General features: G+C 65.5%; 22 protein-coding genes. 11 read left to right on the plus strand and 11 right to left on the minus strand.

Going from position 1 to position 24,182, the window contains the following annotated elements:
• Positions 1 to 65 precede the first annotated feature (65 nt).
• Together AKN83_RS08755 and AKN83_RS08760 are read left to right on the plus strand one after the other, a co-directional pair.
• On the plus strand, positions 66 to 995 hold the full coding sequence (locus AKN83_RS08755; protein WP_430641536.1) for an ABC transporter substrate-binding protein: 930 nt from the start codon (positions 66 to 68) through the stop codon (positions 993 to 995).
• Positions 996 to 1,101: 106 nt separating this feature from the next.
• Positions 1,102 to 2,742, plus strand: coding sequence for a lysine--tRNA ligase (locus AKN83_RS08760; protein WP_050406288.1), 1,641 nt, complete (start codon positions 1,102 to 1,104; stop codon positions 2,740 to 2,742).
• A 114-nt stretch (positions 2,743 to 2,856) separates the two neighbouring features.
• Here the strand turns inward: AKN83_RS08760 and AKN83_RS08765 are convergent, their stop codons facing one another.
• Positions 2,857 to 3,639 carry an alpha/beta fold hydrolase gene (locus tag AKN83_RS08765; protein WP_083991992.1) on the minus strand — a complete coding sequence of 261 codons (783 nt, stop codon included), beginning with the start codon at positions 3,637 to 3,639 and terminating at the stop codon, positions 2,857 to 2,859.
• 147 nt (positions 3,640 to 3,786) lie between these two features.
• On the opposite strand from AKN83_RS08765, the gene AKN83_RS08770 reads away from it, so the two are divergent.
• A complete protein-coding gene (locus AKN83_RS08770) occupies positions 3,787 to 4,242 on the plus strand; it encodes a MarR family winged helix-turn-helix transcriptional regulator (protein WP_050406289.1) in 456 nt (151 codons plus the stop codon).
• Between the two features lie 101 nt (positions 4,243 to 4,343).
• On the opposite strand, the gene AKN83_RS08775 is transcribed toward AKN83_RS08770, so the two are convergent.
• The 3 genes from AKN83_RS08775 to AKN83_RS08785 form a co-directional block, all read right to left on the minus strand.
• Positions 4,344 to 5,273 (minus strand): 2-dehydropantoate 2-reductase, encoded by a 930-nt coding sequence (locus tag AKN83_RS08775; RefSeq protein ID WP_050406355.1) that lies wholly within the window; start codon positions 5,271 to 5,273, stop codon positions 4,344 to 4,346.
• A gap of 95 nt (positions 5,274 to 5,368) precedes the next feature.
• Positions 5,369 to 5,854: a cupin domain-containing protein gene (locus tag AKN83_RS08780; RefSeq protein WP_050406290.1), complete on the minus strand. Its 486-nt coding sequence runs from the start codon at positions 5,852 to 5,854 to the stop codon at positions 5,369 to 5,371.
• Between the two features lie 324 nt (positions 5,855 to 6,178).
• Positions 6,179 to 6,832, minus strand: coding sequence for a S24 family peptidase (locus AKN83_RS08785; protein ID WP_050406291.1), 654 nt, complete (start codon positions 6,830 to 6,832; stop codon positions 6,179 to 6,181).
• A 199-nt stretch (positions 6,833 to 7,031) separates the two neighbouring features.
• Here AKN83_RS08785 and AKN83_RS08790 point away from each other — a divergent pair, with 199 nt between their 5' ends.
• A complete protein-coding gene (locus tag AKN83_RS08790; RefSeq protein ID WP_172803509.1) occupies positions 7,032 to 7,376 on the plus strand; it encodes a DUF952 domain-containing protein in 345 nt (114 codons plus the stop codon).
• The gene (locus tag AKN83_RS08795) at positions 7,373 to 8,470 is read left to right on the plus strand and encodes a quinone-dependent dihydroorotate dehydrogenase (protein ID WP_050406293.1); all 1,098 of its coding nucleotides are present in this window, start codon (positions 7,373 to 7,375) and stop codon (positions 8,468 to 8,470) included. Before AKN83_RS08790 ends, AKN83_RS08795 begins: the two co-directional genes overlap by 4 nt.
• Before the next feature lie 95 nt (positions 8,471 to 8,565).
• Here the strand turns inward: AKN83_RS08795 and AKN83_RS08800 are convergent, their stop codons facing one another.
• The 5 genes from AKN83_RS08800 to AKN83_RS08820 form a co-directional block, all read right to left on the minus strand.
• Positions 8,566 to 9,891, minus strand: coding sequence for an MATE family efflux transporter (locus AKN83_RS08800; protein ID WP_050406294.1), 1,326 nt, complete (start codon positions 9,889 to 9,891; stop codon positions 8,566 to 8,568).
• A gap of 114 nt (positions 9,892 to 10,005) precedes the next feature.
• Positions 10,006 to 10,740 carry an MBL fold metallo-hydrolase gene (locus tag AKN83_RS08805; protein ID WP_050406295.1) on the minus strand — a complete coding sequence of 245 codons (735 nt, stop codon included), beginning with the start codon at positions 10,738 to 10,740 and terminating at the stop codon, positions 10,006 to 10,008.
• Between the two features lie 22 nt (positions 10,741 to 10,762).
• Positions 10,763 to 11,071 (minus strand): DUF6460 domain-containing protein, encoded by a 309-nt coding sequence (locus AKN83_RS08810; RefSeq protein ID WP_050406296.1) that lies wholly within the window; start codon positions 11,069 to 11,071, stop codon positions 10,763 to 10,765.
• Positions 11,072 to 11,168: 97 nt separating this feature from the next.
• Positions 11,169 to 12,821: a cisplatin damage response ATP-dependent DNA ligase gene (locus AKN83_RS08815; RefSeq protein WP_050406297.1), complete on the minus strand. Its 1,653-nt coding sequence runs from the start codon at positions 12,819 to 12,821 to the stop codon at positions 11,169 to 11,171.
• Positions 12,818 to 13,885, minus strand: coding sequence for a ligase-associated DNA damage response exonuclease (locus AKN83_RS08820; protein ID WP_050406298.1), 1,068 nt, complete (start codon positions 13,883 to 13,885; stop codon positions 12,818 to 12,820). Before AKN83_RS08820 ends, AKN83_RS08815 begins: the two co-directional genes overlap by 4 nt.
• Positions 13,886 to 14,015: 130 nt before the next feature.
• Here AKN83_RS08820 and AKN83_RS08825 point away from each other — a divergent pair, with 130 nt between their 5' ends.
• The 4 genes from AKN83_RS08825 to pdeM all read left to right on the plus strand — a co-directional run bounded on the left by AKN83_RS08825 (position 14,016) and on the right by pdeM (position 20,044).
• Positions 14,016 to 14,942: a methyltransferase domain-containing protein gene (locus AKN83_RS08825; RefSeq protein WP_050406299.1), complete on the plus strand. Its 927-nt coding sequence runs from the start codon at positions 14,016 to 14,018 to the stop codon at positions 14,940 to 14,942.
• A gap of 284 nt (positions 14,943 to 15,226) precedes the next feature.
• Entirely contained in the window at positions 15,227 to 16,453 is a 1,227-nt protein-coding gene (locus tag AKN83_RS08830) for an ABC transporter substrate-binding protein (RefSeq protein WP_050406300.1), read from the plus strand.
• A 240-nt stretch (positions 16,454 to 16,693) separates the two neighbouring features.
• A complete protein-coding gene (locus AKN83_RS08835) occupies positions 16,694 to 19,309 on the plus strand; it encodes a ligase-associated DNA damage response DEXH box helicase (RefSeq protein ID WP_050406356.1) in 2,616 nt (871 codons plus the stop codon).
• Positions 19,310 to 19,372: 63 nt separating this feature from the next.
• On the plus strand, positions 19,373 to 20,044 hold the full coding sequence (gene pdeM, locus AKN83_RS08840) for a ligase-associated DNA damage response endonuclease PdeM (RefSeq protein WP_050406301.1): 672 nt from the start codon (positions 19,373 to 19,375) through the stop codon (positions 20,042 to 20,044).
• 122 nt (positions 20,045 to 20,166) lie between these two features.
• On the opposite strand, the gene AKN83_RS08845 is transcribed toward pdeM, so the two are convergent.
• A complete protein-coding gene (locus AKN83_RS08845) occupies positions 20,167 to 21,030 on the minus strand; it encodes a LysR family transcriptional regulator (protein WP_050406357.1) in 864 nt (287 codons plus the stop codon).
• 109 nt (positions 21,031 to 21,139) lie between these two features.
• On the opposite strand from AKN83_RS08845, the gene AKN83_RS08850 reads away from it, so the two are divergent.
• Entirely contained in the window at positions 21,140 to 22,063 is a 924-nt protein-coding gene (locus AKN83_RS08850) for a DMT family transporter (RefSeq protein WP_050406302.1), read from the plus strand.
• Positions 22,064 to 22,199: 136 nt separating this feature from the next.
• Positions 22,200 to 23,534 carry an NRAMP family divalent metal transporter gene (locus tag AKN83_RS08855; RefSeq protein WP_050406303.1) on the plus strand — a complete coding sequence of 445 codons (1,335 nt, stop codon included), beginning with the start codon at positions 22,200 to 22,202 and terminating at the stop codon, positions 23,532 to 23,534.
• A 20-nt stretch (positions 23,535 to 23,554) separates the two neighbouring features.
• Here the strand turns inward: AKN83_RS08855 and AKN83_RS08860 are convergent, their stop codons facing one another.
• The gene (locus tag AKN83_RS08860) at positions 23,555 to 24,037 is read right to left on the minus strand and encodes an Lrp/AsnC family transcriptional regulator (RefSeq protein WP_050406304.1); all 483 of its coding nucleotides are present in this window, start codon (positions 24,035 to 24,037) and stop codon (positions 23,555 to 23,557) included.
• Positions 24,038 to 24,182 lie beyond the last annotated feature (145 nt).

Raw genomic sequence — 24,182 nt, forward strand, 5'->3', positions numbered from 1 at the left:
TGCCCAATTTGTCTGCCCAGCCCTTTGCCGTCCGCTCGCGCCAGCGTCGCCTGGCTGCGGGATTGATGGCGGCCGTCGTGCTGGCCATCGCGGGGCCGGCGCTTGCGCAGACGCCTCAGGCACCGCAAGCGCCCAAGGCCGCTCCCGCACAGGCTGTGCCCGCACCGCCTCCGGCGGCCGCGGCCGCCCCGTCGGCTCCGAACCAGCCGCCGAAGGCGGCCGAGGCCGCGCCGCAGGCGGTGCCGGGCTTCTGGGACCCGCGGCGGCGGCCGGATCGGCCGGACCTGTCGCGCCTCACCGTGATCCGCTTCCTGACCGAGACCGACTATCCGCCGTTCAACTTCACCGGGCCTGACGGCAATCCGGCCGGCTTCAACGTCGACCTCGCGCGTGCGCTGTGCGACGAGATCAAGGTCACCTGCACCATCCAGATGCGTCGCTTCGAGACCCTGATCGATGCGCTCGCCACCAACCGCGGCGATGCCATCATCGCGTCGATGGCGGTGACGCCGCAGCTGCGCGCCAAGGTCGATTTCACGGATCCCTATTACCGTGCGCCGGCGCGCTTCGTGTCGCGCCGCGACAACGTGATGCCGGAAATCCGTCCCGAGTATCTCGAGGGCAAGAAGGTCGGCGTCATCGCCGGCACCTCGCACGAGGCCTACCTCAAGGCGATGTTCACCGACGCCGAGATCCATTCCTATCCGGATAACGACGCGCTGCGCGCGGCACTGCGCCGCGGCGAGGTCGATTTCATCTTTGGCGATGCGATCTCGCTCGCGTTCTGGATCAACGGCACTGATTCCGCCGAATGTTGCGCATTTTCCGGCGGTCCGTTCGTCGAGAGTCGCTATTTCGGCGAGGGCGTCGGCATCGCCGTGCGCAAGGGCAACGATCTGCTCCGGCAGTCGCTGAACTGGGCGCTGTTCCGGATCTGGGAAAAAGGCCGCTACACCGATCTGTGGCTGCGCTATTTCTCGATCAGCCCGTTCTGACGCTGTGGTCTTCACCTCGCCCCGCTTGCGGGGCGAGATAGCGCAGTTTTGCATTTTGCCGCGAAAGCGTTAGCTTTCGCGGCCGTTTTGGAGAAAGCCTGAAGAAATGTCCGTGATTGATCTTGCTGCCAGCCCGAGCGACCTGCGCGCGCTCGCCGAACAATCCAACGCCTGGCCGTTCGAGCAGGCGAAAGCGATTGTGGCGCGGCTGAAGAAAAATCCCAAGGACGAGGTGCTGTTCGAGACCGGCTACGGCCCGTCAGGCCTGCCGCATATCGGCACTTTCGGCGAGGTCGCACGCACCACGATGGTGCGCCATGCCTTCCGCGTGCTCACCGAGGACAAGATCAAGACCCGCCTGCTGGCCTTCTCCGACGACATGGATGGCTTGCGCAAGGTGCCGGACAACGTGCCGAACAAGGAGTTGCTGGCCCAGCATCTCGGCAAGCCGCTGACCAAGGTGCCCGATCCGTTCGGCACTCATCCGAGCTTCGGCCAGCACAACAATGCGCGGCTGCGCGCCTTCCTCGATCAGTTCGGCTTCGACTACGAGTTCGCGAGCTCGACCGAGTACTACACCTCCGGCCGGTTCGATGCGGCGCTGCTGCGCATGCTGGAGCGGATCGAGAAGGTGATGGCGATCATGCTGCCGTCGCTGCGCGAGGAGCGGGCGGCGAGCTACTCGCCATTCCTGCCGATCTGTCCGCGCACCGGCCTCGTGCTCTACGTCCCGGTGACCGCGCACGACGCCAAGGCTGGCACCATCTCCTATGAAGATCCCGAGACCAAGGAGAGCGTCACCGTTCCCGTCACCGGCGGCCGCTGCAAGCTGCAATGGAAGCCGGACTGGGCGATGCGCTGGTATGCGCTCGGCGTCGACTATGAAATGGCCGGCAAGGATCTGATCGATTCGGTGAAGCTGTCTGCCAAGATCTGTTCGGCGCTCGGCGGCACGCCGCCCGAGGGCTTCAACTACGAGCTGTTCCTCGACGAGAAGGGCCAGAAGATCTCGAAGTCGAAGGGCAATGGACTGACGATCGACGAATGGCTGCGCTACGCCTCGCCGGAATCGCTGTCGCTGTTCATGTATCGCGAGCCCAAGGCGGCAAAGCGGCTGTATTTCGACGTCATCCCGCGCAATGTCGACGACTACCAGCAGTTCCTCGACGGCTTCACGCGGCAGGAGCCACGGCAGCAGCTGCAGAATCCGGTCTGGCACATCCATTCCGGCAAGCCGCCGCAAGCCGACATGCCCGTCACCTTCCAGCTCCTGCTGACGCTGGTGTCGTCGTCGAATGCGGAGAACGCCGAGACGCTGTGGGGCTTCATCGGCCGCTATCGGCCGGGCGTGACGCCGCAGACCCATCCCAAACTCGACGCGATGGTCGGCTACGCCATCAACTACTATCGCGACTTCGTGGCGCCGACCAAGCAGTTCCGCGAGCCGACCGAGGGTGAGCGCGCCGCGCTGCAGGACCTGCGCGATGCGCTCGCCAACATGCCGGTGGATGCAAGCGCGGAAGACATCCAGAACGTGGTCTACGAGATCGGCCGCCGCGAACCGTTCCTCGACATGGTCAAGAAGGGCAAGGACGGCCGTCCCGGCGTATCGCTCGACTGGTTCAACATGCTCTACCAGGTGCTGCTCGGCCAGGAGAAGGGCCCGCGGTTCGGTTCCTTCGTCGCGGTCTACGGCGTGCAGAACGCGGTCAACATGATCGACGGCGCGCTGGCGCGGTCGTCGTAGGGATTGCAGGCCGATCCGCGCTCGGCCGGCAATCGGCGCGCCTGGCCTTGATCCGATGCACGAGCTACCCGAACGCGGAGGCGCGATCTGGGAGCTCGGTCACGGCCAGGCGCATTACTTCTGCTGGTCGCCGACGCCCTTGGCGGCTTGCTCGATGACCTTGGCGACGGCTTCCGGCTTCGAGACATAGATGGCGTGGCTGCCGGCCTGATCGACGGTCTTGGCGCCGGCGCGCTTGGCCATCATCCGCTGCGCGTCCACCGGAATCATCTTGTCGTTGGTCGCCACCAGGTACCAGCTCGGCTTGCTCTTCCATGCCGGCACGGTGATCTCGCCGTTCAAGGCCGCGACACCCCACGGCACCTGCGAGTCGGCCATGAAGGCGGCGACATCGGGCTTCACGTCGGCCGCGAACGACGCCCCGAACTTCGCCCGGTCGAGCGACAGGAAGCCGTCCTTCGGCGGCAGGATCGGCGGCACCGGCGCGCCGGGAGGCGGGTTGGCGATCAGCTTGCCGACCGATTCGCCCTGATCGGGCGCGAAGGCGGTGATGTAGACCAGACCGGCGACCTTCGGATCGGTGCCCGCCTCGGTGACCACGACGCCGCCATAGGAATGGCCGACCAGGATGACGTTTCCATCGGCCGCCGCAATCGCGCGCTTGGTGACGGCAACGTCGTCCGCCAGCGTGCTGGTCGGGTTCTGGACGATGCTGACCTTGTAGCCATCCTTCTTCAGGATCTTGTAGACGCCTTCCCATCCCGAACCATCGACGAAGCCGCCGTGGACGAGGACGACCGACTTGACGGGGGCCGTTTCGGCCTGAGCAGCAGGGATCGTGGCGGTGGCGAGGCCCAGCGACGCTGCGGCGGCGAGCAATTTGGTGACGACAGACATTGAAGTTCTCCTGACATCTATTTCGCGATAATCATTATCGCGATAAATATTAGGTAGCGCATCTCGATTTGCTTGTCCAGATATTTTTTATCCCGATAATGATTTTTGTGATATGGTACGCCAGTAACGATCGAAAGGGTGCCCTCAATGTCGGCCTCGGGACCAATTCCGCTGGATAGCCAGCTCTGCTTCTCTCTTTATGGAACGACCATCGCGATCAACCGCGCCTACAAGCCGCTGCTCGACGGCCTCGGCATCACCTATCCGCAGTACCTCGTGCTCAGCGTGCTCTGGGAAAAGGACGGACAGATGATTTCCGCCATCGCCGACCGGCTTGCGCTCGAGCCCAGCACTATCACGCCGCTGGTCAAGCGGCTCGAAAACGCCGGCTTCGTGGTGCGCCGGCGCAGCGCGGAGGATGAACGACAGGTCGGTGTCCATCTGACCGACAGCGGCAAGGCGATGCAATCCCGGACCGGCTGCCTCACGGATACGTTGCTCGAACGGTCGGGCTTGACGGTCGAGGAGTTGATCTCGCTCAACAAGCGCATCCAGGCACTGCGCGCGGCGCTGACCGAGTCCATGGCCGACGAGCGCGGATAAGGTTCAGCGCTCGGGGCTACCTTGTGCGCATCGATTTGCCGTTCGGATTTGCTGCAAAGAACGTCGCCCGGATGGGGTGCCTGAAATCCAAGCCGTGTTCATCACCGTGTGGCCTGCGCCGCGTCGCGCAGGCCGTCGCTGGTGGCGCGCAGCAACGTCAGCAACAGGCCATTGAGCGGCGTCGGCACGCCATGCCGTTCACCGGCCGCGATGATCGCGCCGGTAAGCGCGTCGGCTTCGAACGGGCGTCCTGCGACACGATCGAAATACATCGAGGTGCCGGCGTCGGGCGGATAGGTCAGCAGCGTCGTCAGCATCAATTCGGGCTCGTCGGGTGCGAGTTGCGCGCCGTCGGCGCGGCCAACACGCGCGGCCTCCTCGAGGATGGCAAGGCACAGCGCCTTGACGTCCTCGCGGCGGAATACGGCTTGCCGCAGCAGCGTGAGCGCGGTGATCGGGTTGGCGACGGCGTTGAGCAGAAGCTTGCGCCAGGCGAGCGTGGTGAAATCGGCGGAGCGCCGCACGCGCATCGCGGTGCCATCCAGCAGAGCTTCGAATGCGCGCCCGTCCGCGTCATCGGCGACCGCGAATTCATGCTCGCCCGCGCGGCGGAAGCGGACGCGATCCGGCGCCAGCCGTTCGCCATTGTAGTAGACGATGGTGGGAACGACGGTGGCGGCGCCGACCAACGGTGCCAGCCGCTCGGCATGCCCGATGCCATTCTGCAGCACCGCCACGCGCGTCTGTGGCCTGCACAGCCTTTCCAGCCATGGCGCACTCGATTCGGTGTCCTGTGCTTTGGTCGACAGCAACACCCAGTCGACCGGCATGGCAGCGGCCGGGTCGGTGAGCGCGCGCAGCGGCACCTCTATTGTGGCTTCGGCGCGCTCGACCGTCAGGTGGTCGAGCGGCCGCCGGACGCAGGCGATCACATCGTGATTGTCGACCGACCTCAGCAGGCCGGCGATGATGCCGCCGATGCTGCCGAGGCCAACGATGGCGATGGTCTTGCGACCGGATGGTCCTGTCATGGTGTGACTCTGGGTCGGCGAAGCAGCATCGTAATCCGGATGGAACGACGCGGAATGCGGGGCCACGGCGCTTCGCGCAATGACGACCGGGCCATTTACAGCGGCTCGCCCTTCTTGGTCGTGAACTTGTATGCGCCGTCCGCGCCGAGCACGGCATGCATGTCCATGTCGGGATAGCTGATCTCGTCGCCGGCGGTGCGGTCGCCGACCACCAGCAGCTTGACGTCCCTGTCGGTGCGGTTGACGAAGCGGTGCGCGCCGCCGGTGCCCGCCGGGAAGCCGGCGCACATGCCTGCTGTCAGCACCTGCGCGCCGCCATCGGTCTCCAGCACCACCTCGCCGTCCAGCACGTAGACGAATTCATCCTGACGCGAATGGGCATGGCGAAACGACGATTGGCCGCCCGGAATGATCCGCGTCAAAACGACGCCGAAATTGGTCAGGCCGGCATGATCGCCGAGCCGGCGGTTGTAACGCATCTGGTTGGCCGCGCGGTGTGGCGGCGGAATGCTGGTCGAATTGCTCTCGGCCACCGTATCGGGATCGAATGCCGGCGGCCTTGGCCTGGTTTCATCGTTCATTTGCAATCGGTCCGAACCTGCTTGCCTTACGATGTATCATCACATGATTGCGGCGAGCCCGCAAAATGCGGATGGCAGGCATCGGCAAATTCACCGGTGGTCGCGGATGCTCGACCGCAAGGAGCCGGATTACGCGACGTAAGGGCCTCGGACGGCCTCCCGAATCGGACCAATCCAGCCAATGTTGATGTGTCAGCTATGTCTCCGAACACCCGTCAGTGATCTGTCCGGGCCAAACAGAAGCCGGGCGATGACAGTTGTGGATGAGGACGGAGCTTCGCATTCTCGCGACGACGCTGGTGACGAGGTGAGCGATCTGCCCAACTACTGGCTTGCCCACACCACGCGCGCGATCCACGTGACTTCCTCGGCATCGAGCATGCGGTCGGGATGCTCCGGGTTGAGCGATGCGAGCTCCAGCACCTTGCCGGTGCGGCGCTTCAGTTCCTTCACCATCACCTCGCCGCCGGTGGTGCGCACCACGACGCGGTCGCCGCGGCGGATCGCCGTCGCGGGTGACACCACGATGATGTCGCCTTCGCGATAGGCCGGCTTCATCGAGTCGCCCTCGATCTCCAGCGCATAGGCGTGCTCGTCGGTTGTCCCTGGCAGCGCCACTTCGTCCCAGCCCTTGCCGGCGGGAAAGCCGGAGTCGTCGAAATAGCCGCCGGCACCGGCCTGCGCGAACCCGATCAGCGGCACCGACTGCCCGCCGCGTGGACCATCGCCGAGCAACTGCACGAAGGTCTCCATGCTGGCATTGCTCGCGGCCAGCGCCTTGGAGAGCGATTCGGTCGAAGGCCAGCGCTCGCGGCCGTCGCCGGTCACGCGCTTGGACTTGTTGAAGGTGGTGGGATCGAGACCGGACTGCTTGGCAAGGCCGGACGGCGAAAGGCCGGCGCGTTCGGCGAGCCGGTCGAGCCCGGCCCAGACCTGTGCGTGGGTCAGCGGTCGCGCTGCTTTGGACTGTTTGGCCATCGAGGATACCCCGGATGGTAGGAATTATTACCTGAAACCTGGCGTTTCCGCAAATCTGCCGTCGGATGTGCCCTGGCACCGCTTGAGTTGCGACGCCGCCGCCGATACGGTCCCTCGCGCGCCAAATGGCGTCTGGGGCATTTCCCCTCAAATCCGGATAAACCCCAAGAGACTCAAGGACAAAAGGGAAGGCCGGGCCGTGCCCATGATCTACAAAATCACTCCCGCTTCGGCCTGGCGCGAAGCCGAGCGGCAGGGCGTCTACCGGGGCAGTGCGGACGACAATCGCGACGGCTTCATCCATTTTTCCACCGCCTCCCAGGTGGCCGAGACCGCGCGCAAGCACTACCACGGGCAAACCGGCCTGTTCCTGGTCGCGGTCGATGCCGATGCGCTCGGCGACGCCTTGCGCTGGGAACGCTCGCGCAATGACGAGCTGTTTCCGCATCTCTACGGCGAGCTCGACCTCGGCGCGGTCACCGAGATCCTCAATCTGCACGCGCGCTCCGACGGCGGCCACGACGTTCCGGAGCTCAAGCCGTGATCCGTGCCTTCGATGCCTTCTCGCTGCCGCTGCTGCGCTGGTTCGATCCCGAAGATGCCCATCGCATGGCGATCCAGGGCTTGAAGCTGCTGCCGCCGATCCGGCAGCGGGTGGATGATCCGAAGCTTGCGGTGCGCGCCTTCGGGCTGAACTTTCCGAACCCGATCGGCATGGCGGCGGGTTTCGACAAGAGCGCCGAGGTGCCCGACGCGCTGCTGCGGCTTGGTTTCGGCTTTGTCGAGATCGGCTCGGTGACACCGAAGCCGCAAGCCGGCAACCCGCGGCCGCGGCTGTTTCGCCTCGAGCGCGACGAGGCCGTCATCAACCGCATGGGCTTCAACAATGACGGCGCGGAAGCCGTGCTGCGCCGGCTCGCCGCGCGCGCCGGTGGCGGCGGCATCGTCGGGGTCAATGTCGGGGCCAACAAGGATTCGACCGACCGTGTCGCCGATTATGTGAAGCTGATCGAGACCTTTGCCCCGGTCGCGAGCTATTTCACCGTCAACGTCTCCTCGCCGAATACGCCGGGCCTGCGCAATCTGCAGCAATCGGCGGCGCTCGACGATTTGCTGGCGCGGGTGATCGATACCCGCGAGCGGGTCCGCAAGAACGCCGGCGACTCGCCAGTGCTGCTGAAGATCGCGCCGGACCTCAGCCTCGCCGAGCTCGACGATGTCGTGCACATCGCCCGCTCGCGGCGTGTCGACGGCATGATCGTCGCCAACACCACGCTGGCGCGTTCCTCGACCCTGCGCGAGGAGAACCGCGCCAAGGAGCAGGGCGGCCTTTCGGGCCGTCCGCTGTTCCGGCTGTCGACGCGAATGGTGGCCGAGACCTATGTCCGCGTCGAAGGTGCATTTCCGTTGATCGGCGTCGGCGGCATCGATAGCGGCGGCGCCGCGCTGACCAAGATGCGCGCCGGGGCCAGCCTGATCCAGCTCTATTCCTCGCTGGTCTACAAGGGCATCGGCCTGGTCGACGACATCAAGCGCGATCTGTCCTCGACCCTGCTGCGCACGGGGCGCGACTCTCTGTCTGAAATCGTCGGCGCCGATGCCGCGACGATTACGGCCGAGGATTGGCCGGTGAGGTAGGGACCTGTAGCCCGGATGAAGCGCAGCGCAATCCGGGACAGTCTTACCGCGGCATAGGTCCCCGGATTGCGCTGCGCTCCCTCCGGGCTACGGAGCTACGCGGTCTTGAACGACTTCCTCAGCAGCGCCGGATAGCGCAGGCCTTGCAGGCCGCCGCGCGCGACGTAGAAGCCGAGCAGCGCGATCCACAGCCCGGTATTGCCGAACGAGCTGAGCACCCACCAGGCGGCGAGGAAGATCGCAAGCGAGGCCAGCATCAGATTGCGCATCTCGCGCGCCCAGGTCGCGCCGACATAGATGCCGTCGAAACCGAACGCGAACACGCCGGGCAAGGGCGCCAGGATGACGAACACTAGGAACTCTCGTGCATAGCGGCGTACATCGTCGCTGGTCGTCATCAGATTGATCAGCGAGGGTCCGAACAGCGCGAACAGCGCCGAGACGACCAGCGCAAAGCCGACACCCCAGAGCAGCACCAGCCGGGTCGAATCGGCGAAGCCGCGCGCGTCGCGGGCGCCGAAGGCGCGGCCGCAGAGCTGTTGCGCGGCATTCGCGAGGCCGTCGAGGAAGAAGGCGCTGACCAGCAGGAAATTGTTCAGCACCGAATTCGCCGCCAGCGTGACGTCGCCCTCGCGCGCGCCCTTGGCGGTGAAGAACAGGAACACGACGATCAGCGCCGCGGTGCGCACCATGATGTCGCGGTTGACGGCCAGCATGCGCATCAGCTTGGCGCGGTCGAACAGCGTCGCCACGGGAACGGCGAAGCCGCCTTGCGAGATCCGCCACGCCACGACGATGCCGACGGCGAAGCCGGTCGTCTCGGCCAGCACGGCGGCGATCGCAGCCCCGGTGATGCCGGCGCCATAGGCCTGCACCAGCAGCACGGTTGCAATCATGTTGATCAGATTGATCACGATCTGCAGCGCCAGCGCCAGATTGGCGCGGGCCTGGCCGACCAGCCAGCCCAGGATGACGTAATTGGCGAGCGCCAGCGGCGCCGACCAGATCCGGATCATGAAATAGCTCTTGGCCGCGCGCGTGACGCCCTCGCTGCCGCCCATCAGCTGGAAAGTGATTGCGGCCAGCGGCACCTGCAGCGCGATCAGCGCAGCGCCGATCAGGCCGGCGACGATGAAGCCGCGTACCAGGATCGCGGCATATTCCTGCGGCTCGCCCGCTCCTTGAGCCTGCGCAGTGAAGGCCAGCGTCGACATGCGCAGGAAGGCGAACAGCCAGAACAGGCAGTCGAAGATCACCGAGGCCATCGCCACCCCGCCGAGCAGCGCGGCATCGTCGAGCCGGCCGATCGCCGTGGTCGAGACGATGCCGATCAGTGGCGTGGTCAGGTTCGCGACCATCGCGGGACCGGCGATGGCGAACACCTGGCGGGTGGTGATCTTCGGGTGGATGGGTGCGTGCATGGCTACAGTTGCGAGGAACAGGCGTTTCTATCGCGACATCCGTCGCGCGACCATGCCGGAATTGTTCTCGGAGCAATGCGGTGGCGGAAGGGCAGCCGACAAGGCACTACATGGTTAGAGCGTCACGACCATGCCGTCACTCGCCGCCGTGTAGGGCAGGCCATCGACACGGCCGAGCATGTCGTCGCTCATATGAGTCAGCACCACGCGCTTGGCGTTGATGGCCGGCAAATGCGCTTCCAGCGTCTTCAGGCTGAGATGGTTCCTGACCATCCTGTCATAGGTATAGGCTTCGGCGATGAAGAGGTTGGCGTTTCGCGCAGCCGGGATCAGCGCGTCGGTCCACTCGGTGTCGGCGCTGTAGCTGAGGACGCGGCCTTCCGCCTCGACGCGGTAGGCGAGGAACGGCCCGCCGGATTCGCCATGCACCACAGGGTAGGGCGTCACGGCCACCTCGCCGAAGCTGCGCCGCGCCTGCGGTGCCAGCGTGACGACGGACAGCTCGAAGCGTTGTCTGGTCCTGGAGGAGTGCTCGAACATCACCTCCATCAACTCAGGCAGCTTCGTTTCGATGCCTTCGGGCCCCGCGATGACGAGCGGCCGGGTGCGGCGGGAGAATTGCGCGTCGAGCAGGAAGAACGGCAGGCCGGCGAAATGATCGCCGTGGAAATGCGTGATCAGGATCAAATCGATCGCGTTGCGATCGATCCTGAGCCGTTTCAGTGCCGGCAGCGAGGACGCGCCGCAGTCGATCAGGAAATTGACGCGCGCGCCACTGACGTGGAAGCACGTGTTGAAGCGGCCCCCGGAGCCGAATGCATCGCCGCAGCCGACAAATTGCAATTGCATCGGCTGCGGGCTTTCCTTGCGATCAGCGGCCGCGCGGCGCGCCGAACAGCCGCGACAGCAGCCAGATCGGGATCACGATCACGGCGCCGAGCAGGAAGTAGCGCCACGCCCAGTTGATTGCGTCGAAGCCGAAATCCCAGAGGCTCTGGAACAGCCGGCGGATGCTGTACAGAATGTTCCACGGATCGAGGCCGATCGCGGCGAGCACGACGCCGACCAGGATCGAGAGCAGGATCAGCCGGAACGCCACCGAGAGCGGCGATCCACCGAGAAAGCGGTACAGGCCGTCGCTCTGGCCACCGGCCGGCAAGTCCCGGATGTTGTCTGGCATCTTTCTCTCCTGGCGGAATCGCCCGCATTATAGGTCACGGCGCAGCACATGGGAAATCCGTCTGCCGCGATCAATGGCTGCCATGCGGCTTGCGGGTTTAACTTCCTGTCATGGAGATTAACATCCGTTCAAGTGTCTCCAGCCGGTCGGCCTCGCGCGGCGGCTTGTCCCAGCGCAGGCGGCTGATCCGCGGAAAGCGCATCGCGACGCCGGATTTGTGACGCGGCGAGCGCTGCAGACCCTCGAAGGCGACCTCCAGCACCAGCCCCTGATCTGGCTCGTGCACGACATGTCGCACCGGACCGAACTTCTCGGTGGTGTTGCGGCGGACGAAGCGATCGATCTGCAGCAGCTCCTCATCGGTGAAGCCGAAATAGGCCTTGCCGACCGGCACCAGTTCGTCGCCGGCTTCACTATGGGTCCAGACCCCGAACGTGTAGTCGGAGTAATAGGACGAGCGCTTGCCGTGGCCGCGCTGGGCATACATCAGCACCGCGTCGATGATGTGCGGATCGCGCTTCCATTTCCACCACGGGCCCTTCGGCCGCCCGGGCAGATAGGGCGCGTCGCGCCGCTTCAGCATCACGCCTTCGACCGCGTCGGCGTCGTTGCCGGCGCCCGCGCTTTTCGGATCGGCGCGTGCCGCGGCGAGGTCTTCCCAGTTCGCGAACGGGACCATTGGAGAAAGGTCAATCCGTGGATCGTCCAGTCTGGCGACGAAGGCTTCGAGATGCGCACGGCGTTCGGTGAACGGCAGCTCGCGCAAATCGTTCGCGTCATCACCGAGTAGGTCATAGGCGCGCAAGTGGATCGGAAATTCCTTGATCAGCTTCGGCGAGACCACCTTGCGGTTCAGCCGCTGCTGCAAGACGTTGAAGGTCTGCACGCGGCCTTCGCGCAGCACCAGCAATTCGCCGTCGATCGCGCCGGGCAGATGCAGCGACGGCACGAGGTCGGGGAAGCTGCCGGTGATGTCCTCGCCGGTGCGCGAATAGAGCCGCGCCTGGATGTGCCCGCGCGCGTCGTGGCCGGCCACAGCCTGCACGCGGATGCCGTCCCACTTCCATTCCGCGCTGAAATCGGCGGCGTCGAGATTGGCGAAATCGCCATCCTCGATCGCATGCGCCAGCATCACCGGGCGGAACGGCGTCGGGTCGCTGTTGACAGGCTTGTCGCCGCGGCCTTCGAGCCAGGCGAACAGGTCGAGATAAGGCGGCGACAGGCCGTGCCACATCAGCTCGATCTCGTGCGCGTCCTTGTCGCCGAGCGCCGCCGCCGCGGTCTTCGCCAGCCGCGCCGAGATCCCGATCCGCATCGCGCCGGTGACGAGTTTCAGCAGCGCCCAGCGTCCGGTCTCGTCGAGTTCGTCCAGCCAGCGCGCCAGCTGCGCCGGCAACTCGGCCTTGCCGAGCGTGCGCAACGTGGTGACGACGTCGGTGAGCGTCGGCGGGGGCGGGTTGTTGTGGCCCGGCAGCTCGGCCTTCGGCCACATCAGCGCGACGGTTTCGGAGAGGTCGCCGACGTAATCATAGGAATAGCCGAACAGCGCCGGGTCGGCGCGTTCGGTGATCAGGTCGCGGATCAAGCCGGGCTTGGCGTGCTTGAACGACAGCGCACCGGTCAGTGCCGCCAGCGCGTAGCCGCGGTCGGGATCCTCAGTCTCGCCGAAATAGGCGACCAGCAACTTGATCTTGTTGTTGCGGCCCGGCTCATAGGCGAGGCGATCGAGCAGCTCGGCAAAGCGGTTCATGCTTTTGTCTCGCCTTCGGGCTGGGCCTCGACTTCGCCAGTGATCGCCGCCGTCTCGCCCTCGTCCTCGTCGCCATAGCCGACCAGATCGAGCGGCCGCGCGGCAAGGCCTCGGGTTTTGCACCAATGCACCAGCGCGTCCTCCTGGCCGTGGGTGACCCAGATCTCGCCTGCGCCGGTGGCGGTGATCGTCGCGGTCAGCCCGTCCCAGTCGGCATGATCCGAGATCACCAGCGGCAGCTCGATGCCGCCCTGCCGCGCGCGGGCGCGCACCCGCATCCAGCCCGATGCAAAAGCCGTGACCGGATCGGGGAAGCGCCGCGTCCAGACATCTGAAGTCGCGCTCGGCGGTGCCAGCGTGATGGTGCCGGCGAGCTCGGCCTTCTTCTTCATGCCGCGCACCGGCCGGAGCTCGCCGAGCGGAATGCCGCGCTCCTGATAGTAATTGGTGATCTTCTCCATTGCGCCGTGCAGATAGATCGGCGCGTCGTAACCGGCCTCGCGCAGCAGCGCGATCACGCGCTGCGCCTTCCCGAGCGAATAGGCGCCGACCAGATGGGCGCGCTCCGGAAACAGTTTTGCGGACGCCAGCAACTTGTTCACTTCGCCTGCGGCATCGCCATGGCGGAACACCGGCAGGCCGAAGGTCGCCTCCGTGATGAAGACATCGCAGGGCACTAGCTCGAACGGCGCGCAGGTCGGGTCGCGCGCGTCCTTGTAGTCGCCGGAGGCGACGATGCGGGTGTCCTTGCAGGTGACCGATATCTGGGCGGAGCCCAGCACGTGCCCGGCGGGATGAAACGTCACCGCGACGTCGCCGAGCCTGATCTCCTCGCCATAAGTGATAGCCTGCACTGAGTCGGCGAAATTCTCGCCGTAGCGCAGCCGCATCATGTCGAGGGTTTCCTGGGTCGCGAGCACGGCGCCATGGCCCGCCCGCGCATGGTCGGAATGGCCATGCGTGATCAGGGCACGCTCGACCGGCCTGACAGGATCGATGTGGAAGCCCCCGGGCTTGCAGCAAAGCCCGGCCGGGACGGGCATCAGAATGTCTTGCGGGCGCATCGGTCCTATATAGGCGCTCTCCCCGCGATGTTTAGCCGTCATGCGCGGGCTTGACCCGGGCATCCATCTCCGGAAAAAGTCCGTGCTTTGATGGATGGCCTAGTCGGCCAAGATCGGTTCCATAAAGAAAATGGCCCCCCGCCTGTTTCTATCCTCCGGCGACCTCGTTGCCGACCGCCGCTACGAGTTCGCGCGCGACCTGCAATTGAAGGGTGATCTGCCGGCCGCCGCCGAGTTGCTCGAACAGGCGATCGAGCTGGTGCCAAAATTCCCGTCGGCCTGGTACACGCTGGGCAAGCTGCGCCTCGAGCTCCGCCAGCGCGAGGCCGCGATCGCGGCCTTCCGCGCCGCGCGCGACGCCGATCCCGAAGACCGCCATGGCGCCGGTCTGCATCTGATGCAGCTCGGCGTCGAGGCCGTCGGCGCGATGCCGCCGGGCTACGTGCAGACGCTGTTCGATCAATATGCGCCGCGCTTCGAGGCCGCGCTGGTCGGCGATCTCGGCTATCGCGGTCCCGCGCTGCTGTTCAAGGCGGTGCTGTCGGTGCGTGCCTCCGCGAAAAAGCCGGCCTTCTTCAAGCGAGCGATCGATCTCGGCTGCGGCACCGGCCTTGCGGCCGCTGCATTCGCCAAGCACGTCGACCGTTTCATCGGCATCGACCTGTCGCCGCGCATGATCGACAAGGCGCGCGCCACCAGGCTCTATGCCGAGCTCGAGGTCGACGACATGCTGAAGGGCATTTCGGGCAAGCCGGACGCCAGCGCCGAATTGATCCTCGCGGCGGATGCGATGGTCTATGTCGCCGATCTCGCGCCCGTGCTCACGGAAGCCGCGCGCGTGCTGGTGCGCGGCGGCGTGCTCGCCTTCACCACGGAAACCCATGACGGCGAGGGAGTCATCCTCGGCGAAGGGCTGCGCTACGCGCACAGTGCAGCCTACGTGCGCGCCTCCGTCGCCACCGCCGGGCTGACGCTGGCGCTGCTCGATGATCTCTCGGCGCGCAATGAGGACAACATCCCGGCGCCGGGGCTCGTGGCTGTCGCTATTAAGCCGTGATGCGTCTTCCCTTCTCCCCTTGTGGGAGAAGGTGGTGCGGATGCAATCCGCGCCGGATGAGGGGTCTCTATCCGCGGAGACAGACCCCTCACCCGGCTTCGATGCTTCCGCATCGAAGCCACTCTCCCACAGGGGGAGAGGGGGCATGGTCATGCGCGTCGTTCCCAACTTGAGTCTACACGCTACGCATTTGCCGTGACGCGGCATTGCGCCGCAAAGCCGTGACTTCGCGCTTGCCCGGCGCAGGGCGGGATGCGAGAGCTTTCGCCTCAGGGAGAGAAACAATGAAGAAACATACGCGGCGCGAGTTCGGCGCCACCGCATTGTCCGTGATCGCAGCGTCCGTGCTGCCCGCGCCGTTCGTCCGGGCCGCCGACAAGAAGTACGATCCGGGTGCCAGCGACACCGAGATCAAGCTCGGCCAGACCGTGCCGCATTCCGGCCCCGGCTCGCTCTATGGCGTGCTCGGCCGCGTCGGCGAAGCATACTTTCAGATGCTGAACGACAAGGGCGGCATCAACGGCCGCAAGGTGAAATTTCTCACCATGGACGACGCCTACAGCGCGCCGAAATGCGTCGAGGCGACGCGCCGCCTGGTCGAGCAGGAGGAGGTGCTGGCGCTCTATGGCTCGCTCGGCACCGCGCCGCAAACCGCCGTGCACAAATACCTCAACTCCAAGGGCGTGCCGCAGTTGTTGCTCAACACCGGCGCCTCGAAATGGAACGATCCGAAGACCTACAAATGGACCATGGCGGGCCTGCCGCTCTATCCGACCGAAGCCCGCATCCTCGCCAAGCACGTCGTCAGCGTGAAGCCGAACGCCAGGATCGGCATCCTCTACCAGAACGACGATTTCGGCCGCGACTTCCTCGGCCCGTTCAAGAAGGTGCTGACTGACGCGGGCGGCAAGGCACAGGTGATCATGGAGCAGACCTACGATCTCACCGATCCGACGGTCGATTCCCAGCTGATCAATCTGTCGAAGTCGGGCGCCGACGTGTTCTACAACATCACGACAGGCAAGGCGACGTCGCAGTCGATCCGCAAGGTGGCCGAGCTCGGCTGGAAGCCGCTGCAGCTGCTATCGGCAGGATCGACCGGTCGCTCGATCCTGAGCGCCGCGGGACTCGAGAACGCCAAGGACATCGTCGCGATCCGCTACAACAAGGAAGTCGGCGTGCCGCGCTATGAAAAGGACGCGGACGTGGCCGCGTTCGAGGAGCTGCGCAAGAAGTATTTGCCGAATATCGACCCCGACAACACCATCGCCTTTGCCGGCTACGGCCAGGCGGCGACGATGGGCGAAATCCTGCGCCGCTGCGGCGACGACCTGACCCGCGCCAACGTGCTGAAGCACGCCACCACGCTGGCCGGCTTCCACTCGCCCTATTTCCTCGACGGCATCAATTACAGCTACACGCCCGACGACTACACCCCGATGAAGACGCTCTATGTCTCGATCTTCAACGGCAAGGACTGGGATCTGGCCGGCGAGCCGATGACGGAGTAGGGGAAGCTCTCTCTTCTCCCTCTCCCCGTTGTTACGGGGAGAGGGTTGGGGTAAGGGGCTCTCTCCGCGAGTGAGCCGCGTGGATGGACCTGTACCCCCTCACCCGGATCGCGTCTGGCGATGCGATCCGACCTCTCCCCGCAGGCGGGGCGAGGTGACTCGGCCCGCAGAGTCGCTGCCACCTGCTGCCATCCCCGCCCCGCCCTCGACGAAACCCGCTGAACCACCTACCTCTTGGGCGTGTCGACGCTCGATCTCTTTTCCGTCCCGCCGTCGGAAACGGCCGATCTCCTGCCGCGCCGGTTTCGCGACTGGTTCGCTTCGCGCGGCTGGTCGCCGCGCGAGCACCAGCTCGCGCTGCTGGCCAAGGCCCGCGAGGAACGTTCCGCATTGCTGATTGCGCCGACAGGTGCAGGCAAGACCCTGGCCGGGTTCCTGCCGACGCTGGTGGAATTGGCGGGCGAACCGGGCGGTAGCAAACCGCTCCGGCAAGCGAGTGAGGCGGCTGTCGCAGTCGATCCGAGGCCAAAAGTCATCTCCACCGGCCGCTCGGTTCGCCGTTCCAGCGGGTTGCATACGCTCTACATCTCGCCGTTGAAGGCCCTCGCGGTCGACATTGCGCGCAACCTGGAGACGCCGGTTGCCGAGATGGGGCTGCCGATCAGGATCGAGACCCGTACCGGCGACACGCCGGTGTCGCGACGGCAGCGGCAGCGGCGCTATCCGCCGGATATTCTGCTCACCACGCCGGAACAGCTGGCGCTGCTGCTGGCATCGGACGACGCGCCCTATCTGTTCTCGTCGCTGAAGCGCATCTTGCTGGACGAGCTGCATGCCCTCGTCACCTCCAAGCGGGGCGATCTGCTGTCGCTCGGGCTTGCGCGGCTCTGGACCGTCGCGCCGCAGGCGCGCGCCATCGGGCTCTCGGCAACGGTCGCCGAACCCGGGCAGCTCGCGCGTTTCCTGGTGCCGCAGCCGGGCGGCGCGAGCGCGTCCGCCGACGTCGTCACGGCCGGTGGCGCGGCGCCGCCGGTGGTTGAGATGCTCGATACGCGGGAACGGCTGCCGTGGGCCGGCCACAGCGCGCGCCACGCGCTGCCCGAGGTCTATGAGCTAATCAAGCGCAACAAGACCACGCTGGTGTTCGTCAACACCCGCAGCCAGGCCGAGATGCTGTTCCAGGATCTCTGGCGCATGAACGACGACGGGCTCGCGATCGCGCTGCATCACGGCTCGCTCGACGTCGCGCAGCGCCGCAAGGTCGAGGATGCGATGGCCGCCGGCCGACTGCGCGGCGTGGTCTGCACCTCCTCGCTGGATCTCGGCGTCGACTGGGGCGATGTCGACCTCGTCATCAACATCGGCGCGCCCAAAGGCTCGTCGCGACTGATGCAGCGGATCGGCCGCGCCAACCACCGCTTCGACGAGGCCTCGCGCGCCGTGCTGGTGCCGGCCAACCGCTTCGAGGTGCTGGAATGCCGTGTCGCAATCGACGCCATCGCCGAGAATGCGCAGGACACGCCGCCGCTGCGCTCGGGCGCGCTCGACGTGCTGGCCCAGCACGTGCTCGGCTGCGCCTGCGGCAAGCCGTTCCTGTCCGACGAGCTCTACGATGAGGTGAGGACCGCGGCGCCCTATGCGGCACTGGCGCGGACCGATTTCGACGATGTCGTCGACTTCGTCGCGACCGGCGGCTACGCGCTGAAGACCTATGAGCGTTTTGCGCGGATCAAGCAGGACAAGCAGGGCCGTTGGCGCGTCAGCAATCCCAAGGTGCGGCAGAGCTACCGCCTCAACGTCGGCACCATCGTGGAAGACACCATGCTGAAGGTGCGGCTGGTGCGCTCACGCGCCGGTGGTCGCGGCTCGACCGGCGCGATCGCCCGCGGCGGCCGGATGCTCGGCGAGATCGAGGAGGCTTTCATCGAGGGCCTGGTGCCCGGCGACACTTTTGTCTTTGGCGGCGAGGTGGTGCGCTACGAGGCCTTGGTCGAGGACCAGGTCTATGTCTCCCGCGCCAATGACAAGGATGCAAAAGTGCCGTCCTATATGGGCGGCAAGTTCCCGCTGTCGACCTATCTCGCCGAACGCGTGCGGAAACTGCTCGACAACAGCCGGGCCTGGAACGGATTGCCGGACCAGGTGCACGACTGGCTGTCGCTGCAGCGAAAATTCTCGCGGGTACCTGCGGTGCGCGAGCTCTTGGTGGAAACCTTTCCGCGCGGCGGCAGTCACTATCTGGTCTGCTATCCCTTCGAGGGCCGGCTTGCGCATCAGACGCTCGGCATGCTGCTGACGCGCCGGCTGGAGCGTGCCCGCGCCCGTCCGCTCGGCTTCGTCGCCAATGAATATGCGCTCGCGGTCTGGGGCGTCGGCGATCTCTCCTTCATGATCCGGCACGGCAAGCTCGATCTCAACGCGTTGTTCGACCCCGACATGCTCGGCGACGATCTCGAAGCATGGCTTGCGGAATCCGCGCTGATGAAGCGCACCTTCCGCAACTGCGCCATCATCTCCGGGCTGATCGCGCGCCGCTTCACCGACGAGGAGAAGTCGCGCCGGCAGGTGCTGTTCTCGACCGATCTGATCTACGACGTGCTGCGCAAGCACCAGGCCGACCACGTGCTGCTGCGCGCCGCGCGCGGCGATGCCGCCACGGGATTGCTTGATCTCCGCCGTCTCAGCGACATGCTTTCGCGCATCCACGGCCGAATCACCCACAAGGATCTCGACCACGTTTCTCCGCTTGCCGTCCCCGCGCTGCTGGAAATCGGCCGCGAGTCAGTTTATGGCGAAGCATCCGACGAGCTTCTGGCCGAAGCGGCCGAGGAACTCGTGCGGGAGGCGACGACGTAATACTGGCTGTGTGGGGAACTGGACGTGACGGCAGGCGCGCTAGCTTTGCGAGACGGTGACGACATGCGCGTTGCGAGGGTCACGGTGGCGGACGTCGGCTTCGTGGCGGATTTCTCCGGCGCGCTGTTCTGGGAAGAGCAGAGCCTGCTCGTGGTGTCCGACCTGCATCTCGAAAAGGGCTCGAGCTTCGCTGCCCGCGGCGTGCTGCTGCCGCCCTACGACACGGTGGCGACGTTGAGCCGGCTCGCAGCTGTGATCGCGCGGCACGATCCGCGGCAGGTGATCGCGCTCGGCGACAGCTTTCACGATCGCGACGCGCATGCGCGCCTGTCGGAGCCGGATCGCGAGGCGCTGGCGGCGCTGCAGACGCGGCGCAACTGGATCTGGATCGCGGGCAACCACGATCCGGCGCTGCCGCCCAATCTCGGCGGCGTCGTCGCGACCGAGGTCGCGATCGGTCCGATCGTGTTCCGCCATGAGCCGACCGGCGCTGCCGGCGAGATCGCCGGTCACCTTCACCCCAAGGCACGGGTGCCGACCCGCGGCCGCTCCATCGAGCGGCGTTGTTTCGCCTCCGACGGCGAGCGCGCGGTGATGCCGGCGTTCGGCGCCTACACAGGGGGCCTCAGCATCCGCGACGCGGCGTTTGCGCGGATCTTCGGATCGCCCGGCTTCATGGCGCATGTGCTCGGAGACCATCGCGTCCACGCCTTCGCGGCGTCGCGGTGTTATTGAGCTCTCTCCGTCATTCCGGGGCGTGCGCAGCACGAACCCGGAATCCATTCATCAATCAATGATGCGGCTCGATGGATTCCGGGTTCTCGCTTCGCGAGCCCCGGAATGACGGATCGGTGAGTTCACGCCGCCTTCGCCTGCACGCTCTCGCAATATTCCGCCAGCCGATCCGCAAGCCGCAGCGTTGCGGGGCTGGCTTCGGGGGCAGCGACGAGGGCGACTTCAGTGCGCTCGATCGGGGCAAAGCCGTCCTTGGCCGTCAGCACGCGATGCTCGGCCTGGATCGACATCTCGGACAGGATGCTCAAGCCCAGGCCCGCGGCGACCGCGGCCTGGATGCCGGCGAGGCTGGAGGAGGTGTAGGCCATGTGCCAGTTGCGGCCCGCGCGCTCCAGAGCATGAATGGCGAAGGCGCGGTAGAGGCAGCCCGAGCCGAAGCCGATCAGCGGCACCGAGCCGGTCGCGGTGTCGCGTGGATGGCTCTTGCTGGTGACCCAATGCACGCGTTCCGGCCACACCGCGATGCCGCCTTTCTCGCTGGCAGAGCGCTTGATCAGCGCGAGATCGAGATCGCCGCGCTCGAGATCGCGGTACAGGGACAGGCTCTGGCCGGAGCGCACATCGAGCCGCAGATTCGGATGGCTGCGCGAGAAGGTCGCCAGCAACCTCGTCAGCCGGTAGGCGGCAAAATCCTCGGTGATGCCGATCCGGATCGCGCCTGCGCTGCCGGGGCGCGAGAGCACGTCGCGGGCTTCTTCGGCGAGCGACAGCAGCCGCCGCGCATAGGTCAAAAGCCGCTCGCCCGCCTCCGTCGGGGTGACGTCCTTGCCGCTGCGGATCAGCAGCGGCTGGCCGACATCCTCCTCCAGGCGCTTGATCTGCTGGCTTACCGTCGATTGCGTGCGGTGGACGCGCTCTCCGGCGCGGGTGAAGCCGCCGGCATCGACAACCGAGACGAAACTGCGCAAGAGCTCCAGGTCGAGCATCGCAGCCTCCATTCGTAAATCCACTGCAATCCAGTCTATCATTTAATTTCCAAATATCAAGGCGCGAGCCTAGATCGGGGCGAGGCGAAAATCGCCAGGAGCAATGCCCATGTCCGCCGCAACCTCGATGTCCGTCCCCCGTACCCGCTTCAACACCCTGCCGCTGCTGATCGCCTTGTTCTGCCTGCTCTGGAGCTATGCCTTCGTCGCCGGCAAGATCGGCGTCACCGATTGCCCGCCGCTGATCCTGCTCGCCACGCGATTCTCGCTCGCAGGCGTCCTGATCCTCGGCATCTCCTGGCTGCGCAGTGACAAATGGGACCTCAGCTGGCGCGATGCGGCAGTGTTCGCCGTGATTGGCGTCGCCAACAACGCGCTCTATCTCGGGCTCGGCTATACCGGCCTGAAGACGGTGTCGGCCGGCCTCGGCGCGCTGATCGTCTCGGCCAATCCGGTCTTCACCGCCATGCTGGCGGCGTTGTTCCTCGGCGAGACCATGACGTTGCGCAAGGTGATTGGTCTCGTGCTCGGCATCGCCGGTGTCGCCTTCATCGTCTGGCATCGCCTCAAGATCGGCACCGACAGCCCGCACGGCATACTCTTCACATTGGCCTCGCTCGCCTCGATCATTGCCGGCACCATCCTGTTCAAGCTGCTGGCGCCGAAGGGCAGCCTGTGGATCGGCAACGGCATCCAGAACATCGCCGGCGGCCTTGCGGTGATGCCGTTCGCCTTCACGCTCTCCAGCGCCAGTGACATTGTGCCGAGCATGCGGCTCGCCGGCGCCTTTGCCTTCCTCGTGCTCGGCGGTTCGATCCTCGCTTATCTGCTCTGGTTTCATCTCCTGAAAGTGTGTGGCGCGACCGCCGCGAGCGCCTATCACTTCCTGATGCCCCCGCTCGGCATGCTGTTCGCCTACCTCGTGCTCGGCGAGCATGTCGAATTTCGCGATCTGCTCGGGATCGTTCCCGTCGCGCTCGGCATTTACCTGGTGACTCGCCCGGCAGCGCCAGCTACGGCGAGAGCAGCATGAGCATGCATCGCTGACGGCAGCCATGTGGCCGCCGTCAGCGAACTGCCGCCCGCGTCGCGACCGTGAGCGCGCCGCGGGTTTCATTTTAGGAACCCTGCCAGCGTCCTCGCCGTTGTAGCGACGGTCGGATCAGGACATGACACGGCAGAGGAAAATCTCGCGAGAGCAGGACAATTCCCGCAGCGCGTCGACCGGCAAGCCGCGGCGCGAGCCGTTCAGCTTCAAGCGCGTTGCGAAGTCGCTCGGCCCCGGCCTGATCACCGGCGCCTCCGACGACGATCCGTCGGGTATCGGCACCTACAGCCAGGCCGGCGCGCAACTCGGCTACGGTATCGGCTGGACCATGCTGCTGACCTTCCCGCTGATGACCGCGATCCAGGAGATCTCCGCGCGGGTTGGACGCGTCACCGGCCATGGTATCGCGGGCAACGTCTGCAAGCACTATCCGGGCTGGCTGCTGATCATCGTGGTGACGCTGCTGTTCATCGCCAACACCGTCAACATCGCCGCCGACCTGTCGGCCATGGCGGACGCGACCAAGCTCCTGATCGGCGGTCCGGCCATCCTCTACGTCGTGCTGTTCGGGGTGACCTCGGTCGCCGCTCAGATCTTCATGAACTATCACCGCTATGTCGCCGTTCTGAAATGGCTGACACTCAGCCTGTTCGCCTATGTCGCGGCACTCGGCTTTGCCAAAGTGTCATGGACAGAGGCGCTGGCCGGCGTGTTCGTTCCGCGCCTGACCTGGAGCTCCGATTATTTCACCACCATCGTGGCGATCTTCGGCACGACCATCTCGCCCTATCTGTTCTTCTGGCAGGCCTCGCAGGAGGCGGAGGAGCAGCGGGTCGACGCCACCAAGCATCCGTTGATCAACAAGCATGACGGCGCGCGGAAGGAGTTTTCCCGCATCCGTGCCGACACCATCACCGGCATGGCGTTTTCCAACGTGATCGCGCTATCGATCATCGTCACCGCTGCCGCGACGCTGCATACCGCCGGCAAGACCGATATCCAGACCTCGGCGCAGGCCGCCGAAGCGTTGCGCCCGATTGCCGGGCCCTTTGCCGAGGTGATCTTCGCGCTCGGCATCGTCGGCACCGGCCTGTTGGCGATCCCGGTGCTTGCGGGAGCGACCGCCTACGCGGTCGGCGAGGGCCGGCGATGGCCGGTCGGGCTGGCGCGTAAGCCGAAGGAGGCGGTTGCATTCTATTCGGTGCTGGGACTGTCGGGTGGCATCGGCATCGCACTGAATTTCACCCCAATCGATCCGATCTCGGCGCTGTACTGGAGCGCGGTGGTCAACGGCGTGCTCGCCGTGCCCGTGATGGTGCTGCTGATGGTCATGGCGCGTCACAGGGAGGTGATGGGCCGTTTCGTGATCGGCGGGTGGCTCTACTCGCTCGGCTGGCTCTCGACCGGCGCGATGGCGCTCAGCGTGATCGCGATGGCGGTCGGGATGCTTGTCTGATCCTCGTTTGACCCTTGCGATCAGAACAGCGAGCTATCGATCTTCGTCGTCGACTTGACCTTGCGCAGGATGATGGTCGTGCGATAGCTCGCGATATCGGTGTCCGGATGCATCAGGCGGTCGAGGATGAACGATTGATAGCTTGCGAGATCTGAGGACACGACGCGCAGCGCGTAATCCCAGTCGCCGGCAATCATGCAGCACTCCACGACCTCCGGAAGGTTGATGACCTTCTTCTCGAAACGCGCGAAGGATTCCCTGTTCTGCTGCTTGAGGCGGAGTTCGACGATCACGTCGAAGCCAAGTCCAATTCGCGCAGGGTCCACCAAAGCCACATAGGAATTGATGACGCCGGTCTCTTCCAGGGTCCGGACGCGCCGCATGCAGGGGGCAGACGAGAGGCCGATCCGTTCGGCCAGCTCGAGATTGGTGATGCGCCCCTCGACCTGCAGCACGTCGAGGATCTTCCGGTCCATCTCGTCGATCACGATCGCGGTTCCCATTTCTTTCGCATTTTCCATCTTTTGCGCAATTGATCGCAGAAGATGGGATCAAAAGCATCTCAAATCGCAATGTCCTTGCTGTGTCGCGCGCATAAGATGCGCTGCGAAGGTCTCTCATCTGGGCGATCGAGCAGCAGGGGAACGG

It is taken from the genome of Bradyrhizobium embrapense (assembly GCF_001189235.2).
Classification (GTDB): Bacteria; Pseudomonadota; Alphaproteobacteria; order Rhizobiales; family Xanthobacteraceae; genus Bradyrhizobium; species Bradyrhizobium embrapense.

Excerpts from the sequence above, each read along its gene's own strand:
- AKN83_RS08785 (WP_050406291.1), bottom strand. The coding sequence starts at position 6,832 with ATGGCCAAACAGTCCAAAGCAGCGCGACCGCTGACCCACGCACAGGTC.
- AKN83_RS08825 (WP_050406299.1), top strand. The coding sequence starts at position 14,016 with ATGGCCCCCCGCCTGTTTCTATCCTCCGGCGACCTCGTTGCCGACCGC.
- AKN83_RS08765 (WP_083991992.1), bottom strand. The coding sequence starts at position 3,639 with ATGTCTGTCGTCACCAAATTGCTCGCCGCCGCAGCGTCGCTGGGCCTC.
- AKN83_RS08810 (WP_050406296.1), bottom strand. The coding sequence starts at position 11,071 with ATGCCAGACAACATCCGGGACTTGCCGGCCGGTGGCCAGAGCGACGGC.
- AKN83_RS08805 (WP_050406295.1), bottom strand. The coding sequence starts at position 10,740 with ATGCAATTGCAATTTGTCGGCTGCGGCGATGCATTCGGCTCCGGGGGC.
- AKN83_RS08820 (WP_050406298.1), bottom strand. The coding sequence starts at position 13,885 with ATGCGCCCGCAAGACATTCTGATGCCCGTCCCGGCCGGGCTTTGCTGC.
- AKN83_RS08830 (WP_050406300.1), top strand. The coding sequence starts at position 15,227 with ATGAAGAAACATACGCGGCGCGAGTTCGGCGCCACCGCATTGTCCGTG.
- AKN83_RS08850 (WP_050406302.1), top strand. The coding sequence starts at position 21,140 with ATGTCCGCCGCAACCTCGATGTCCGTCCCCCGTACCCGCTTCAACACC.
- AKN83_RS08755 (WP_430641536.1), top strand. The coding sequence starts at position 66 with ATGGCGGCCGTCGTGCTGGCCATCGCGGGGCCGGCGCTTGCGCAGACG.
- AKN83_RS08800 (WP_050406294.1), bottom strand. The coding sequence starts at position 9,891 with ATGCACGCACCCATCCACCCGAAGATCACCACCCGCCAGGTGTTCGCC.
- AKN83_RS08845 (WP_050406357.1), bottom strand. The coding sequence starts at position 21,030 with ATGCTCGACCTGGAGCTCTTGCGCAGTTTCGTCTCGGTTGTCGATGCC.
- AKN83_RS08775 (WP_050406355.1), bottom strand. The coding sequence starts at position 5,273 with ATGACAGGACCATCCGGTCGCAAGACCATCGCCATCGTTGGCCTCGGC.
- AKN83_RS08780 (WP_050406290.1), bottom strand. The coding sequence starts at position 5,854 with ATGAACGATGAAACCAGGCCAAGGCCGCCGGCATTCGATCCCGATACG.
- AKN83_RS08860 (WP_050406304.1), bottom strand. The coding sequence starts at position 24,037 with ATGGGAACCGCGATCGTGATCGACGAGATGGACCGGAAGATCCTCGAC.
- AKN83_RS08760 (WP_050406288.1), top strand. The coding sequence starts at position 1,102 with ATGTCCGTGATTGATCTTGCTGCCAGCCCGAGCGACCTGCGCGCGCTC.
- AKN83_RS08855 (WP_050406303.1), top strand. The coding sequence starts at position 22,200 with ATGACACGGCAGAGGAAAATCTCGCGAGAGCAGGACAATTCCCGCAGC.
- pdeM (WP_050406301.1), top strand. The coding sequence starts at position 19,373 with ATGCGCGTTGCGAGGGTCACGGTGGCGGACGTCGGCTTCGTGGCGGAT.
- AKN83_RS08815 (WP_050406297.1), bottom strand. The coding sequence starts at position 12,821 with ATGAACCGCTTTGCCGAGCTGCTCGATCGCCTCGCCTATGAGCCGGGC.
- AKN83_RS08770 (WP_050406289.1), top strand. The coding sequence starts at position 3,787 with ATGTCGGCCTCGGGACCAATTCCGCTGGATAGCCAGCTCTGCTTCTCT.